The organism is Selenomonas sp. KH1T6, from assembly GCF_900108415.1.
GTDB lineage: Bacteria > Bacillota > Negativicutes > Selenomonadales > Selenomonadaceae > Selenomonas_B > Selenomonas_B ruminantium_A.
The window spans coordinates 1-14,983 of record NZ_FNWN01000032.1 but is presented as its reverse complement, the minus strand read 5'-3'; the positions used below and the strand labels follow the sequence as shown (position 1 = coordinate 14,983).

Annotated in this window: 12 protein-coding genes; 10 read left to right on the top strand and 2 right to left on the bottom strand. The window is 54.8% G+C overall.

Going from position 1 to position 14,983, the window contains the following annotated elements; translation table 11 throughout:
• The first annotated feature begins 163 nt into the window (after positions 1 to 163).
• From BLW59_RS14230 to BLW59_RS14220, 3 genes are all read left to right on the top strand, one after another.
• Complete coding sequence (locus BLW59_RS14230; protein ID WP_074698312.1) at positions 164 to 1,339, top strand: phosphoribosylaminoimidazolecarboxamide formyltransferase; 1,176 nt, start codon at positions 164 to 166, stop codon at positions 1,337 to 1,339.
• A 290-nt stretch (positions 1,340 to 1,629) separates the two neighbouring features.
• Positions 1,630 to 2,625, top strand: coding sequence for a pyridoxal-phosphate dependent enzyme (locus BLW59_RS14225; protein ID WP_074698311.1), 996 nt, complete (start codon positions 1,630 to 1,632; stop codon positions 2,623 to 2,625).
• Between the two features lie 3 nt (positions 2,626 to 2,628).
• A complete protein-coding gene (locus BLW59_RS14220; protein WP_074698310.1) occupies positions 2,629 to 3,552 on the top strand; it encodes an exopolyphosphatase in 924 nt (307 codons plus the stop codon).
• Between the two features lie 37 nt (positions 3,553 to 3,589).
• Here BLW59_RS14220 and BLW59_RS17850 read toward each other — a convergent pair whose 3' ends face one another.
• On the bottom strand, positions 3,590 to 4,384 hold the full coding sequence (locus BLW59_RS17850) for a GNAT family N-acetyltransferase (protein ID WP_175463461.1): 795 nt from the start codon (positions 4,382 to 4,384) through the stop codon (positions 3,590 to 3,592).
• Between the two features lie 1,066 nt (positions 4,385 to 5,450).
• On the opposite strand from BLW59_RS17850, the gene gyrA reads away from it, so the two are divergent.
• Entirely contained in the window at positions 5,451 to 7,880 is a 2,430-nt protein-coding gene (gene gyrA / locus BLW59_RS14205) for a DNA gyrase subunit A (RefSeq protein WP_074698309.1), read from the top strand.
• Between the two features lie 42 nt (positions 7,881 to 7,922).
• On the opposite strand, the gene BLW59_RS14200 is transcribed toward gyrA, so the two are convergent.
• Positions 7,923 to 8,252: a hypothetical protein gene (locus BLW59_RS14200; RefSeq protein ID WP_074698308.1), complete on the bottom strand. Its 330-nt coding sequence runs from the start codon at positions 8,250 to 8,252 to the stop codon at positions 7,923 to 7,925.
• 136 nt (positions 8,253 to 8,388) lie between these two features.
• Between BLW59_RS14200 and BLW59_RS14195 the strand changes: the two genes are divergently transcribed.
• From BLW59_RS14195 to BLW59_RS14170, 6 genes are all read left to right on the top strand, one after another.
• Positions 8,389 to 9,192 (top strand): Cof-type HAD-IIB family hydrolase, encoded by an 804-nt coding sequence (locus tag BLW59_RS14195; protein ID WP_074698307.1) that lies wholly within the window; start codon positions 8,389 to 8,391, stop codon positions 9,190 to 9,192.
• Positions 9,193 to 9,215: 23 nt separating this feature from the next.
• Positions 9,216 to 10,154 (top strand): RNase adapter RapZ, encoded by a 939-nt coding sequence (gene rapZ / locus BLW59_RS14190; RefSeq protein WP_074698325.1) that lies wholly within the window; start codon positions 9,216 to 9,218, stop codon positions 10,152 to 10,154.
• 2 nt (positions 10,155 to 10,156) lie between these two features.
• Entirely contained in the window at positions 10,157 to 11,449 is a 1,293-nt protein-coding gene (locus BLW59_RS14185) for a gluconeogenesis factor YvcK family protein (protein WP_074698306.1), read from the top strand.
• A 1-nt stretch (position 11,450) separates the two neighbouring features.
• Positions 11,451 to 12,395, top strand: coding sequence for a DNA-binding protein WhiA (whiA, locus tag BLW59_RS14180; RefSeq protein WP_074698305.1), 945 nt, complete (start codon positions 11,451 to 11,453; stop codon positions 12,393 to 12,395).
• An 87-nt stretch (positions 12,396 to 12,482) separates the two neighbouring features.
• Positions 12,483 to 13,238: a polysaccharide deacetylase family protein gene (locus tag BLW59_RS14175; RefSeq protein WP_074698324.1), complete on the top strand. Its 756-nt coding sequence runs from the start codon at positions 12,483 to 12,485 to the stop codon at positions 13,236 to 13,238.
• Positions 13,239 to 13,275: 37 nt separating this feature from the next.
• A complete protein-coding gene (locus BLW59_RS14170; RefSeq protein ID WP_074698304.1) occupies positions 13,276 to 14,550 on the top strand; it encodes a hypothetical protein in 1,275 nt (424 codons plus the stop codon).
• The last annotated feature ends 433 nt before the right edge of the window (positions 14,551 to 14,983 follow it).

Here is a 14,983-nt window from a genome sequence, read left to right as displayed (position 1 = left end):
GGGGAGGGGGACCGGCGAAGCCGGTGGAAGGGGGGGCTTCGAAGCCGATATGCGACCTCTGGCCCCCCCTTCCGTCAGCCTTCGGCTGCCACCTTCCCCGCAAGCGGGGCAGGCAAGGCCTTGAATTTATGAACGTTACTAAATGAGCGAGAAGGAGAGTATTATGGCACAGGAAATGGAACTCAAGTATGGCTGCAACCCTAATCAGAAACCTGCCAAGGTCTTTATGGAGAATGGGGAACTGCCCTTCAAGGTGCTCAATGGCCGTCCTGGTTACATCAACCTTTTGGACGCTCTGAACAGCTGGCAGCTGGTGCGGGAACTCAAGGAGGCTACGGGCCTGCCTGCGGCTGCTTCCTTCAAGCATGTCAGCCCTGCCGGGGCGGCTGTGGCTGTGCCCCTTTCCCCTGAGCTGGAGAAGGCTTATTTCGTGGAAGGGGTGGAGCTGAGCCCCGTGGCTACGGCCTATATCCGTGCCCGTGGCGCTGACCGCATGTCCTCTTACGGTGACTTTGTGGCCCTTTCCGATGAGTGCGATGCCCAGACGGCTTCCTTCCTGAAGCGTGAAGTGTCCGACGGCATCATTGCACCTTCTTACTCTGAGGAAGCACTGGAAATCCTGAAGTCCAAGCGCAAGGGCACCTATCTGGTGCTGCAGATGGATGCAGACTATCAGCCTGAGCCTGTGGAGCGCAAGCAGGTCTTTGGGGTGACCTTCGAGCAGGGTCGGAATGAGGTAAAGCTCACTTCCGAATGTCTGGCTGAGCGTCCCACCAGGAACAAGGAGATTCCCGCTGGGGCAGAGCGCGACCTTCTCATTGCCCTCATTACCCTCAAATACACCCAGTCCAACTCCGTCTGCTATGCCAAGGACGGCCAGGCCATCGGCATCGGCGCCGGCCAGCAGTCACGTGTCCACTGCACCCGTCTGGCAGGCAACAAGGCTGATGTGTGGTATCTGCGCCAGGCACCTCAGGTGCAGAATCTTCCCTTCCGTGAGGATGTGCGCCGCCCGGAAAGGGACAACGCCATTGATGTCTACGTGGGCGAGGAATGGCAGGACCTGCTGGAAACTGATGCCTGGAAGAATATCTTCACCGAAAAGCCTCCTGTTTTCACCCGTGAGGAAAAAGCTGCCTGGCTGAAGACTCTCAAGGGTGTGTCCCTGGGCTCCGATGCTTTCTTCCCCTTCGGTGACAATGTGGAGCGTGCCCACAAGAGCGGCGTGGATTACATTGCCCAGGCCGGCGGCTCCATTCGTGATGACAATGTCATCGAAACCTGCGACAAATACGGCATTGCCATGGCTATGACCCATATCCGCTTATTCCACCATTGAGGAAACGCTGATTAATTCAGCCGCCCATCTTGACGTATCTTGTTTGCCCTCCCTGCGTTGACAAATCCTCGACATAGCCCGCTATGCCTCCGGTTTGTCGCCTTGGGAAGGACAAACAATCTGCGCCAATCTGAACGACTTCATTTAATCAGTGTTTCCTCAAGATTCCTAAATGGAAGCAGGAAAACACGAATCCTTGACGAAATATACATCATAGTACAACATAAACTGTAACAGTTTTATCAATATATCCAGTCGGCAATGGCCTGTCGGCGCAGGAGGTGCTTTAGATGTATTTTTACTGCGAGAAATGCAAAAAGAAATATCCTATCAACAGCCATTCCTACCAGTGTGAGTGCGGCGGCATGTTCAAGCTGCACAGGGACCTGGGGGAGGACTATGCGGACAAGATTTCTCTGGGCGAAGTAGTGACGCCGTTGGTGCATTTTCAGTCCGGGAAGCTTGATTTCCTGCTGAAGCTGGAGGGCACCCAGCCCACCGGTTCTTTCAAGGACCGCGGAGCAAGGCGTCTTATCAATGAGATTCACAATGTGGGCATCGAAAAAATTGCCCTGGACTCCGCCGGCAATGCCGGTGCTGCTATCGCTGCCTATGCGGCAGCAGCTGGCATGGACTGCGAGGTCTATGTGCCGGATGATACTTCCCAGGAAATCCTCCATCAGATTGAGTCCTATGGCGCTTCCATCAAGAAGGTGAAGGATGGCCGTATGCGGGCCTGCTCCGTGGTGAAGGAAAATCTGGGGGATGCCTACTATGCTTCCCATGTGTACAACCCCCTCTTCGTGGAGGGCGTGAAGTCCATGGCCAAGGAAATCTACAAGCAGCTGGGCGAGCATGTGCCTGACTATATTTTCGTGCCCGTGGGCAACGGCTCACTCTTGATGGGCCTTTACTATGGCTTCCTCGAATTGGGCCGCCTGCCCCAGATCGTGGGCGTCCAGAGCGAGAAGTGCGCGCCCCTCTACGAGGCTTTCCACGGCCTGGAGCCACAGCCCAAGGCTGCTTCCATCGCCCGCGCCATCCGCATCGAGCGTCCCAAGCGGGGGCTTTCCATCCTCAAGGCGCTCAAGAACTGCCACGGCGACATGATGACGGTGAAGGATGAGGAAATTCTGGAAGCCCAGAAGCGCCTGGGCAAGGCAGGCATCTATGTGGAACTGTCTGCAGCTTCTGCTCTGGCAGCTGCCGAGCGCTTTTTCCAGGCCGGCAAGCCGGACAACTACCGCGTGGTGATACCTCTTACCGCCACGGGGCTGAAGAGGTAAGCCATGCTTTACGGTATCATCGACATAGGCTCCAATACCATCCGCATGGCCATCTACTTGATAGAAGGGGACCGCATCGAGTTCCTCATGAAGCAGAAGCATACGGTGGGGCTGGCGGCCTATGTCCATGACGGGGTCATGGCGCCGGAGGGCATAGGGCGTGCCATTGAAGTGCTGCAGGAGTTCAAGTCCTTCCTGTACAGCTTCAATATCACCCAGGTCTACGCCTTCACCACGGCGGCCCTCAGGAATGCCAGGAACAGCGAAGCTGCGGTGGGAACCATCGAGCGGGCTGTGGGCCTGCCCATCCGGGTCATCAGCGGTGATGAGGAGGCTACCTATGATTTCGTGGGTGCTCTCCACGGCATTCCCGCCGAGGACGGCCTGCTGATTGACATCGGCGGCGGCAGTACGGAGATTGTGGCCTACAAGGACAAGGAAATCCGCAAGAAAGTCAGCCTGCCCATTGGCTCCCTGCTCTTTCACTCCAAGTATGTGCAGGGCATCCTGCCCAGCATCACCGAGTGTCTGGAGATGTACAGGGAAGCTGAATCTACCATAGGGGCAGTGACGGCCTTTGCAGACGTCAGGGAAGCTGCCCTCATCGGCATCGGCGGTTCCTTCAAGGGGGGCTGTGCTCTCTACAACGAGCTCTTCAACCAGCCCAAGGTAAACAAACGCATGGAAGCCCGGAGGCTTTCCACGCTGATAGGCACCTTCCTGCGGGACCACGGCATCACCCAGGAAATGGCCATCATGCTCATGAAGGCCGTGCCCGAAAGACTGAAAACCGTCATACCTGGGCTGATCATAGCAGACGTTCTTGCCCGCAGATTCCAGTGCAGGGAAATCACCTACAGCGACTCCGGAGTCAGGGAAGGGTTCATCTATAGCGAGATAGTGCATAAGAATAAAAGATTTGAATAAGAAACTGCCTGTCACCCAATTGGGCGGCAGGCATTTTTCAGTATATCATGTTGGGCTTGACCATAACTCTGTCGTTCAGAACCTCGTAGCCAAATTTTCGGTACAGATTATGTGCGTTTTTTGTTATCAGCACTCCACGAAGGTTTGTATAGTCAGGCAGGGCGGTGATATGAGATATCAAGGCAGTACCTAGTCCTATATGCTGATAGGCCGTATCAATAATTACATCGCAAAGGTAATAGGTGGTAGCAAAGTCACTGATAACTCTGGCAAAGCCGACCAGAGTATCATCGGAGGCAAGGCGTATGCCATAACAGGCAGAATGCCGCATGGATTTCTCTATCTGCTCTATGGGCCTCTTATCAGCCCAATAAGTCATTTTCAGAAGTCGCATGACTTCGCGACTGTCGATATTGTCCGCACCTTCAACGATTGTATATTCCTCGTGGGGCTTTTTCTGCTGGCTGCTGCTATTTATTGAGCACCTTTGTTTGACCGTATCCTCTATCATTAGGCATACTCCCTCGAAATTCTGTTTCACATCTGTATTTGTGAACCGTAGTACGCTGATACCCTGCTCCTCCAGGTAAGCAGTCCTCTGCGAATCCTTATCCATCCCCGTTGGCGCATAGTGCTGGCTGCCATCCAGTTCCACCGCCAGATGACAGGTTGCGCAGTAGAAGTCGAGTATGTAATTGCCCACAACCTGTTGCCGTCGGAAGTGGGGGTGAAAGGTGGAGAGGAAGCGATACCATAAACGCCGCTCTTCTGGAGTTTGATTTTGGCGCAGTTCACGGGCGTATTTTTTCACAGTATTGCCGTAATTTCTCATAAGAGAGCTCCTTTTTAGGAAAATTGAAGATGTTATAGATGGTCGTGCCTGCCAAGTGAAAGGTAGGGGGAATTGCTTTTAGAATCGCTACGTATGTTATAGGTATTACCTGCCCCGTGAAACGGGGAAGGGGGACCACCGAAGGTGGTGGAAGGGGGGACTAGGGTGAGTAAAGTAACGGATTCAATTACCCTTCTGGCAGATGCAGGCGGGGGAGTATACAGGTAAATCATCTTAGCTTAATGACATTGAGGGTCGGGGGGCAGTGGATTTTTCTGTTTATCCGGTTTTTATGCCTTGCCATGTCATTTCGCCGTAGATTGCGCAGTATCCTTTTTCTGCATATCGCTGTCCATGTGTGTTGCTTTGCTTCTGAATACTCAAACTTATTTTGGTGCAGAAGAGGGATTTTTTCTGGGGAGAGGAAAGGAAAACGAGTAACGTAACGGTTTCGAGTCCCCCCTTCCACCGGCTGCGCCGGTCCCCCTTCCCCGCAAGCGGGGCAGGTAAGGCCTGCTGGAAATGTAACTCTCCTAAATTGCAAAACCTGCAAGTTGCCAGTAGTTGGAGCTGTTATTAGAATTATCCCGTAAATTGTAGGTGTTACCTGCCTCGTGAAACGGGGAAGGGGGACCACCGAAGGTGGTGGAAGGGGCGAGAGGGGGGTGTTCAGGCTTCGAGCCCCCTTTCCACCGCCTGGCGGCGGTCCCCAACCAGGGAGCCCACCGGGCTCCCGCGCTTACGCGCCCCCGCAAGCGGTGGTGGTAAGGTCTGCTAGAGACGCAACTCTTATAAATTGCAAAATCAGTTCTTTGTAAAGGGGCTGTTATTAGAATCACCCTGCAAATCGCAGTTAGGGCTAGCTGGTTGCTTTCGTTTTTATTGCTGCTAAATCGTTGCTGGAAAAAATCCCTTATTTGCGGTATGACGAGATACCTCGTCGAAACGCTGATAGGAAATTTCGCCTATGGCGAAATAATGAAAAATGCGTTATAATAAAATGCTAAGTTTTTTTAGCATGACTATGTTAGTTGATTCTTTACATATTTGATTTTGAGGTGAGAAAGTGGATTTTGGTCAAGGCAAGATTGTGCCGGTAGATCTGGGGCACCAGATGAAGACGGCCTATATCGACTACGCCATGAGCGTTATCGTGGCCCGTGCCCTGCCTGATGTCAGGGACGGACTGAAGCCTGTGCACCGCCGTATCCTGTACGCCATGCAGGAGGCAGGCATGGGGTCAACCAAGCCCTACAAGAAATCGGCTCGTATCGTCGGTGAAGTCCTGGGTAAATATCACCCCCATGGCGACTCTTCTGTCTATGATGCCATCGTGCGCATGGCGCAGGATTTCTCCATGCGCTATATGCTGGCTGACGGCCACGGCAACTTTGGTTCCGTGGACGGCGATCCTGCTGCTGCCATGCGTTACACTGAGGTGCGCATGGCCAAGATTGCCGAGGTCATGCTTCAGGATATCGACAAGGATACCGTGGAGTTCGTGCCCAACTACGATGAGTCCCTGAAAGAGCCTTCTGTGCTGCCGGCCAAGTTCCCTCAGCTCTTGGTGAATGGCACCTCCGGCATCGCCGTGGGCATGGCTACCAACATCCCGCCCCATAATCTGGGGGAGGTCATTGACGGCACCCTGATGCTCATTGACAACCCGGACGCCGAGATTGAAGAGCTCATGGGCGTCATCAAGGGACCGGACTTCCCCACGGGGGGCCTGGTGCTGGGCCATGAGGGCATCCGCTCCGCCTATATGACCGGCCGCGGCATTATCAAGATGCGGGCCAAGGCGCATATCGAGACCCAGTCCAACGGCAAGCCCCGCATCATTGTGACGGAGCTGCCCTATCAGGTGAACAAGGCCCGCCTCATTGAAAAGATTGCCGAACTGGTGCGTGACAAGAGCGTGGAGGGCATCACGGCCCTCAACGATGAGTCTGACCGCAGCGGCATGCGCATTGTCATCGACCTGCGCAAGGATGCCAATGCCAATGTGGTGCTGAACCAGCTTTACAAGCACACCCAGCTGCAGGACAGCTTCGGCGTCATCATGCTGGCCCTGGTGGACGGCAAGCCTCAGGTGCTGAACCTGAAGGAAGTGCTTCATTACTATATCAAGCATCAGGAAGATGTCATCACCAGACGTACCCGCTACGAATTGGCCAAGGCTGAGGCTCGCGCTCACATATTGGAAGGCTTGACCATTGCTCTTGACAATCTCGATGCAGTCATCACTACCATTCGCGAGAGCCGCACGGCAGAGATTGCCAAGGAAGCTCTCATGTCCGGCTTCAAGCTTTCCGACAAGCAGGCCCAGGCCATCCTTGACCTGCGTCTCCAGCGTCTCACCGGTCTGGAGCGGGAGAAGATTGAGGAGGAGTACAAGGACACCTTGAAGGCCATTGAGGAGTTCAAGGCTATCCTGGCTGACGAGAAGAAAGTTCTGGCCATCATCAAGGACGAGCTCAGGGCTGTCAAGGAGAAGTACGGCGACGAGCGCCGCACCAAGCTCACGGTGGACACCTCCGAGATTGATGTGGAAGACCTGATTGCCGAGGAAGATGTGGTCATCACCCTTTCCCACAATGACTACATCAAGCGCATGCCCCTTGCTACTTACAAGAACCAGAAGCGCGGCGGCGTGGGCATCAAGGGCATGGCCACCAAGGAAGCGGATTTTGTGGAGGATATCCTCATCACCACCACCCACCACACCATCCTCTTCTTCACCAGCCGCGGCCGGGTGTTCCAGCTGAAGGCTTATGAGATTCCCGAGTCCAGCCGTCAGGCCAAGGGCACGGCTCTCATCAACCTGCTGCAGCTGGAGAGTGAGGAGAAAATCCAGGCCATCATCCAGGTGAAGGGGGTAGGCGATGACCAGTTCCTCTTCATGGCTACCCGCAAGGGCATCGTGAAGAAGACTGCTGTGTCTGAGTTTGCCAATATTCGCAAGGTGGGCCTCATTGCCCTGAAGCTGGATGACGACGATGTGCTCATCGGCGTGAAAGCTACGGATGGGGAAAGCAACCTAATGCTGGGCACCAAGCAGGGCCTGGCTATCTCCTTCTCCGAGGATGATGTGCGTGCTATGGGCCGCGCAGCCCGGGGCGTGAAGGGCATCAGCCTGCGTGAGGGTGATGAGGTGGTAGGCATGGATCTTCTGCGCCGCAATGCAGAAGTCCTCACCGTCACCCAGGAAGGCTTCGGCAAGCGCACCAGCGTGGACGAGTACCGTACCCAGACCCGCGGCGGCAAGGGCCTCATCAACCAGAAGGTCACGGACAAGACCGGTCCTGTAGTGGGCATCAAAGTGGTCAACGAGGACCAGGAACTGATGCTCATCACCGCAGGCGGCATCGTCATCCGCATGAATGTGTCGGATATCTCCGTGTACGGCCGCAGCTCCCAGGGCGTGAAGCTCATGTCCACGGGCGAAGAGGACCAGGTGGTTTCTCTGGCTACGGTGGAACAGAAGAACGAATAAAATAACAGGCATAAGAAAAGCTCCCGTTGCCGGGAGCTTTTCTTATGCCGCGAACTGGTAGTATAGGGAGACGAGGAAGAGCGCTACGGCAATGCCGATGGTGACGAGGCCGACGCGGGCCACGTAGACCATTTTCTCTTCGCTGATTTTGGCATGGCGCTGGACGTAGTTGCAGCTCATGCTGATGCCCAGCAGGATGTACATGGCACGGCTGATATTGTTCATGTACTCCCAGCCGAAGGCGGTCATGACGATGATGAAGGCGATGACAGCCAGCAGCAGGTAATCCTTGCCTACGGGCTTCTCCTTGGGAGCGGTCTTCTTTTCTTTGGGATGGAGCTTCTGCTGAAGTTTCTTGTATTGTTTGGACATAGTTTACCCCTTCCTGTGGTTAGTCTGTCAATTACATAATATATATCATATCATACTTTGTTGGCAAGGCTTGCATTTTCCTCTCAATGTGAGAAAATAGTATAGATTGTTTCCTCTATTGTGAAGGAGGCGTAGTATGATTAAGTTAGTAGTGACTGATCTGGACGGGACTCTGCTGCCTACGGGCACAGAGATATCCCCTGAAAATATCGAGGCGGCAAAAAAAGCCGTGGAGGCTGGCGTGACGGTGACTATCGCCACAGGGCGCATGTATCGTGCGGCCCTGCCGGTGGCGAAGAATCTGGGAGTAGATGCTCCCATCATCACCTACAACGGAGCCCTTATCCGCACTGTATCCGGCAAGACCCTGTACTCAAGCTACCTGGCCCCGGAGCTTATCCGGGAGGTGCTGGAATTTGTGGAAGCGCAGGGCTGGTATATCCAGACTTACTCTGAGGACAAGCTTTACTATCCTGAGAAGTGCGTTTACTCTGACCGCTATGAGGCAGCCCAGCTGGTGCAGGGTGAGGCCGTGGGCTGGCAGGGGCTGAAGGAGCGCACTGAGGAAGTGACGAAGCTCCTCTGCGTTACTGACAGCGGAGATGAAACTGAGGAGCGCATCGCCATCCTCAGGGAGCGTTTCGGTGACAGGCTGTCCATCGTGCGTTCCAATGCCAATTATGCTGAAATCGTCAACAAGGGCGTGTCCAAGGGCGAGGGACTGAAGAAATTGGCAGAGATACTGGGGGTGACTATCCCTGAGACCATGGCCCTGGGGGATGCGGAAAACGACCTTTCCATCCTGAAGGAAGCGGGCCTGTCCGTAGCCATGGGCAATGCCGTGCCGGCGGTGAAGGAACTCTGCGATGTGGAGACCGGCACCTGTGAGGAAAACGGCTGGGCGCAGGCTGTTGATGAATACGTTTTGAAGGGGCGGTGAGACTCATGGCTGACGAGGAAAAGATGCTGGAGGAAAAACTGGAAACAGAGCCGGGCAAGGACACGAAAGCGGCAGATTTCCGCTTCGTGATTGTCACGGGCATGAGCGGCGGCGGCAAGACCCAGGCCTGCCGCTATCTGGAGGATCTGGGCTACTTTGTCATCGACAACCTTCCTCCTGTTTTCATCCCCAAATTCGTGGAGCTGGCCAAGCAGTCCGGGGGACATGTAGGCAAGGTGGTACTGGTGGTGGATACCCGCAGCCGGGAGTTCTTTGACCAGTTTGTCCATATCCTGGACGATATGGACAAAGACGACCTGCCCTACGAGGTGCTTTTCATGGATGCGTCGGATGCCTGCATCATCCGCAGGTACAAGGAGACCCGCCGCCGTCACCCCATGGCCCCTTCCTCCCGCATCAGCGAGGGCATTGCCAAGGAAAGGGAAAGGCTGGCGCCCATCAGGGCCAAGGCCACCTTTGTCATAGATACCAGCGAGCTGAAGAAGGTGGAGCTGCGTGATAAGGTACACCGCCTCTTCGGGGCCGGGGAAAGCGGGGAAATGAATATCAACGTGCTTTCCTTCGGCTTCAAATTCGGCATGCCCCTGGATGCGGATATGGTACTGGATGTGCGCTTCCTGCCCAATCCCTTCTACCTTGACTCCATGCGCCACAAGAGCGGTGCCGTGCCGGAAGTGGCTGAATATATTGCGGGCTTCCCTGTGACCCAGGAGTTCATGGCCAAACTTGACGATATGGTGGAATTTCTGGTGCCCCAGTACCAGAAAGAGGGCAAGAGCCAGCTGGTCATAGCTATAGGCTGCACCGGCGGCATGCACAGGAGCGTCTTCATCGCCAAGCATATCTATGATTTGCTGACGGAGAAGGGGCTGTCTGCCCGCCTGGAGCACAGGGACCTGATGAAAAACGATGTGCGTGAGCATGTGCGTGAGGAGTGCTGACCATGCATTTACTGAAATGGCTGTACCCCGGCATGCGCTTCAAGCGCTGGCTGGCCTTGTTCGCCGGCGGGGTCATGCTTGTCAGCCTGGGACTGGCCCTGGTGTTCAACTACAAGTATCTGGACGCCGTGGAAGAGGCCATCTTCCGGGCTGTGTACCTCTGGCGGGGCAGCTATAATTATGCTTTTACCACTTTGATCGGCCTGGCGGTGGTGACCGTAGGCATTGTGCTGATGCTCATTGCCACCCGGCGCCTCATCCGTTCGGTCATCATGGTGCTGCTGCCGGACAGCAGCGAGCGCCTGGTGGATATCATCTATGAGAAACGCCGTCTGGGCAAAGGGCCCAACGTGGCGGTGGTGGGGGGCGGCCACGGCCTGTCTGTGCTCCTGCGGGGCATGAAGGGGCTTACCAGCAATGTCACCGCCGTGGTGACGGTGGCTGATGACGGCGGCTCCTCCGGACGCCTCAGAGAAGATCTGGGCATTGTGCCCCCGGGGGATTTGCGCAACTGCCTGGTGGCTCTGGCGGATACGGAGCCGTTGATGGAAAAGCTCTTCCAGTACCGCTTCAAGGGCAAGAGTGAGCTGGCAGGCCATTCCTTTGGCAACCTCTTTATCGCTGCCATGAACGAAGTGACGGGAGATATCGAGCAGGCCCTCAAGGAATCCTCCAAGGTCCTGGCGGTGAAGGGCAATGTCCTGCCTGCCTCCACTGCCCATGTAAGGCTGGATGCCGTCATGGAAGATGGCACAGTAGTGGAAGGGGAGTCCAATATCCCCGAGGCGCACAAGCGCATCAAGCGGGTGCGGCTCTTCCCGGAACACGTGGCCCCGGTGGAATCCTCCCTGGAGGCACTGAAGAAAGCCGATGCCATCATCCTGGGCCCCGGTTCCCTCTACACCAGCATCATGCCCAACCTGCTGGTGGATGAGGTGGCGGAGACCATCAGGAAAAGCAAGGCCATCAAGATTTACATCTGCAACGTCATGACCCAGCCTGGTGAGACTGATGGCTACACAGCCTCCATGCACGCCAAGGCCATCATTGACCATGCAGGCCCGGGCATCATTGACTACATGATAGTCAACGACACGGAGATTTCCGAAGAGATGCTGGGTGAGTACGCCCAGCAGGGTGCTTTCCCCGTGGAAGTAGACGGGGAAGCTATCAACGCCCTGGGAATAGGCTATGACAGAGCAGACATCATCAATGAGGCTGATGTGATAAGGCACAATCCCGAAAAACTCAGCCATGCGGTGATGAAACTGATATACGAAATGACGGGAAGGTAAGATGCCATCATTTGCAACTGAAGTAAAAAATGAGCTGGCCCGTCTCACCTACGATACCTCCTGCTGCCGCACGGCAGAGCTGGCGGCCCTCCTGCGCATGGGCTCCAATCTGACCTTTGGCCTGCGCCGCACCTTCGGGCTGAATTTCACCACGGAGAATGCGGCGGTGGCCCGCAAAGTGCTGCAGCTTCTGAAGGCCGAGGGGGGCGGCATCAAGACGGAAATCACCGTCAGCCGCTCCAAAAGGCTCAAGAAGAACAACAGCTACACAGTGCTGGTGCCTCCTGCGCCGGAGGTGGCGGGACTGCTGGAACATCTGGGCTTTCTCCACGAGGAGAGCCTGAACATGGACACGGATATCGCCATCCTGAAGAAGAACTGCTGCCGCATAGCTTACCTCAGAGGAGCTTTTTTGGGAGGCGGCAGTGTCAACCGGCCCGAGTCAGCCTATCATCTGGAACTGGTGACAGGCAGCTTTGCTCTGGCCCAGCTGCTTTTCCAGCTATTGAAAAAGATGGATTTTCCCGTGGGCCTTACAGACAGGAAGGACAGCTACATCATCTACCTCAAGGAAGGCGATGCGGTGATAGACTTCCTGGGCCTGCTGGAGGCAGAGGATGCGGTGGAGGCCTTTGAAGTGGCCCGTAATGTCAAGGAAGTCCGGGAGCAGGTGAACCGTCTGGTGAACTGCGAGACGGCGAACCTGCAAAAGGCAGTGGATGCTGCCGGCCGTCAGCTGGCAGAAATCGAAGGGCTGAAGCAGAGAGGTATGTGGGAGAAGCTGCCGAAGAAGCTCAAAGAGGCGGCGGAGGCAAGGCTGGCCAATCCAGAGGCGAGCCTTGCCGAGCTGGCAGAAATCATGGGCATCACCAAGTCAGGAGCCAGCCATCGCATGAGAAAACTAAGGGAATTGGCCAGTGCCATAGAAAATAACGAGGATGATTGAGGTTTGAAGATAGCAAGATATGAGAAAAAGCCCAGCCTGGGCGCAAGAGTTCTCAAGGCTTTTAAGAGGGCGTTCCTTGTCCTTTGCCTGGGGGCGGGACCTTTGGCAGGCTGGCTTTATCTGCAGCCGGCCCCGGAGGGATTTCCCATCCTGGAATATCACATGATAAAGGACAAGGCTGCAGCTGATGAATACGAGTATGCTGTGCCGGTGGAGGATTTCAAAGCGCAGCTGGATTATCTGAAGGCAGAAGGCTATGAGACCATCACCCTGCAGGAGTACATGAGGGCCAGGAAGGGGAAGGCTGTCCTGCCCAAGAAGCCCATTGTGCTGACCTTTGATGATGGCTATGAGGATAACTACACCACCTTGCTGCCTATGCTGGAGGAGCGGGGCATGAAGGGGACTGTCTATATGGTCACCAATGATATAGGCCGCCCGGGGTATCTCACCTGGGACCAGCTGCGTGACATGCAGAACCGCTGCATAGAGCTGGGCAGCCATACAGCCAACCATCAGCCTCTGACGGAGCTTTCTTCCCAGATGAGACAGGACGAACTGCGCCTGTCAAAGCTTTTGATGGAGTGGAACGGCCTCAAGACCATCTATGCCTTTTCCTACCCCAATGGAGCTTACGATGATGAGCTGCCGGCCTTGTTGAAGGAGAATGAGTATCTGACAGCTGTCACTGGAGATGCAGGCCTCAACGATATGAAGACCAATCCCTATTTGCTGCACAGGATCAATATTCCTCATCCCAGGCTGGGGTTGTGGGAGTTCAAGGCAAGGCTGCTCAAGGGGGAGATTTTAGCCCGGCTGGGATGGAACAAGCATATAGAGTAAGAGACTGAGAGTTAGAAAGAAAGGGCAAGATTCAGAAATGACCTTGAAGGGTAAGATTCTGGCAGGGCTGCTTTGCTGTGCGCTGGCAGGCCTGCCTATGGGGGCAGAGGCGCGCCATCACAAGGCGGAGAAGAATACTACGGTAGTGCGTACCGAGCGCACTCTTCCTGCCAAAGACTGGCGCCAGGAGGTAATCATGGAAAAGATGCGGGCAGGGACTCCTGTGGGGAAAGAGACCCATGAGGAGGCTCCCAAGGCGGTGAAACGCTCCAATACCATGCACCGGTGGGAGGTAACTTCCAAAGACAGCGGGGGCACCCTGCTGTTTTCCGACAGCCCGGAGTATGTGGACAGGCCGGGCATCCTTTACCAGGATACAGTACAGGGGAGAGTCCGGGTGCTTTACTATCATCTGAACAATACCCAGGTGCCCCAGAAGGTGGCTGTGGTGCTGGAGAATGCCAACCACAAGGAGAAGGCCAATACTGTGCGGGTGACCCGCGGGGGCACTGCATGGCCCAGCCAGGACTACCTCTGGGTGGGCAAGACTACCCAGACCCAGTATTTTGGGGAAGCCAGGGATGACCTGATCCTGGTGATGAAGGATAAGAAGCGTCTTTTGCAGCCCAGCATGGATGAGATTGTCCTGCAGCCCGGACAACTGGTGTACGGGGTGTATGACTTCACGGCCGATCATCCCGTGAAGACCTCTGTCATCATGTATCCTGCCAATGTGAATCCCCTTACCTTCATAGACCGCGCCAAAGTCCTGCCCAGGGACTCTGTGGCCCTGCGTGGCACCTTCCAGGGCATGGACAGGGAGATTACCTCTGCCAGGGAGTATGACCCGGAGAGGGATGGCAATGTGTATGTCATGCTGGCCGACAACAAGCTGGATACGTACAAAGTGGGCGTGGATGCCACTGACGGTGCCAAGACGGTGAATTACGGCAATTATGGCGTGCTCTATAAGATAGCTATACCTGTGAAAGGGGAGTCCTCCAGGGTGCAGTATTACCTGTCGCCCTTAGGGGGCACTTATGCCGGTGCCGTGACTGTGCGCCGCGACCACAGCCCCCGTACGAAGCTTATAGAGACGCCTAAGGGGCGCACATACTTTGGTGACCAGACCCAGCCTGAGCCCGAGCAGGTTTCCAAGGCCCGGGAGGAAGGTCTGGCTATCTTTGGCAGCAATATGGAACTGGCAGATCTGGGCAGATACGACAACAGCGTGCCCACCTACTTCGAGTTCTCTCCCCCTGGAGCGTCCAATCTCCCCGCCTGCCTTATCCTGGTACCCGGTGAGAAATAGCAGAATCAGCAGAGCTTTTCCTTGTGAGGAAAGGCTCTTTTTCTATTTCTGCAAAAAAACAAAACTTTTTTCAAAAAAGGTGTTGACATATCCTCCAACTGCGTGTATCATAATACAAGTCGCTGACAGAGAGCGCAAGCATAGAAATGAACTTCTTAAGTTTTGAAAGCCTTGACTGGCGGATAACAAAAACTTGAAAAAGAAATTCAAAAAGTGCTTGACAGCCTGAAAGAGACAGGATATAATAAACAAGTCGCTTCGGTGAGGCGGCCTTGAGAAAACAAGTTGTTCCTTGAAAACTAAACAATGCAAAATGAATCATGCAACATGATTCAAGCCAGATGTTAGTCAAACCTTTTGGTTTGAAATAAAACATCGATTGGTATGAACAACATAGCAATCGGCAATTTCTTTAACAAATGAGAGCTTGATT

Excerpts from the sequence above, each read along its gene's own strand:
- BLW59_RS17850 (WP_175463461.1), bottom strand. The coding sequence starts at position 4,384 with ATGAGAAATTACGGCAATACTGTGAAAAAATACGCCCGTGAACTGCGC.
- BLW59_RS14200 (WP_074698308.1), bottom strand. The coding sequence starts at position 8,252 with ATGTCCAAACAATACAAGAAACTTCAGCAGAAGCTCCATCCCAAAGAA.
- rapZ (WP_074698325.1), top strand. The coding sequence starts at position 9,216 with ATGCTGGAGGAAAAACTGGAAACAGAGCCGGGCAAGGACACGAAAGCG.
- whiA (WP_074698305.1), top strand. The coding sequence starts at position 11,451 with ATGCCATCATTTGCAACTGAAGTAAAAAATGAGCTGGCCCGTCTCACC.
- BLW59_RS14230 (WP_074698312.1), top strand. The coding sequence starts at position 164 with ATGGCACAGGAAATGGAACTCAAGTATGGCTGCAACCCTAATCAGAAA.
- BLW59_RS14170 (WP_074698304.1), top strand. The coding sequence starts at position 13,276 with ATGACCTTGAAGGGTAAGATTCTGGCAGGGCTGCTTTGCTGTGCGCTG.
- BLW59_RS14195 (WP_074698307.1), top strand. The coding sequence starts at position 8,389 with ATGATTAAGTTAGTAGTGACTGATCTGGACGGGACTCTGCTGCCTACG.
- BLW59_RS14220 (WP_074698310.1), top strand. The coding sequence starts at position 2,629 with ATGCTTTACGGTATCATCGACATAGGCTCCAATACCATCCGCATGGCC.
- BLW59_RS14225 (WP_074698311.1), top strand. The coding sequence starts at position 1,630 with ATGTATTTTTACTGCGAGAAATGCAAAAAGAAATATCCTATCAACAGC.
- BLW59_RS14185 (WP_074698306.1), top strand. The coding sequence starts at position 10,157 with ATGCATTTACTGAAATGGCTGTACCCCGGCATGCGCTTCAAGCGCTGG.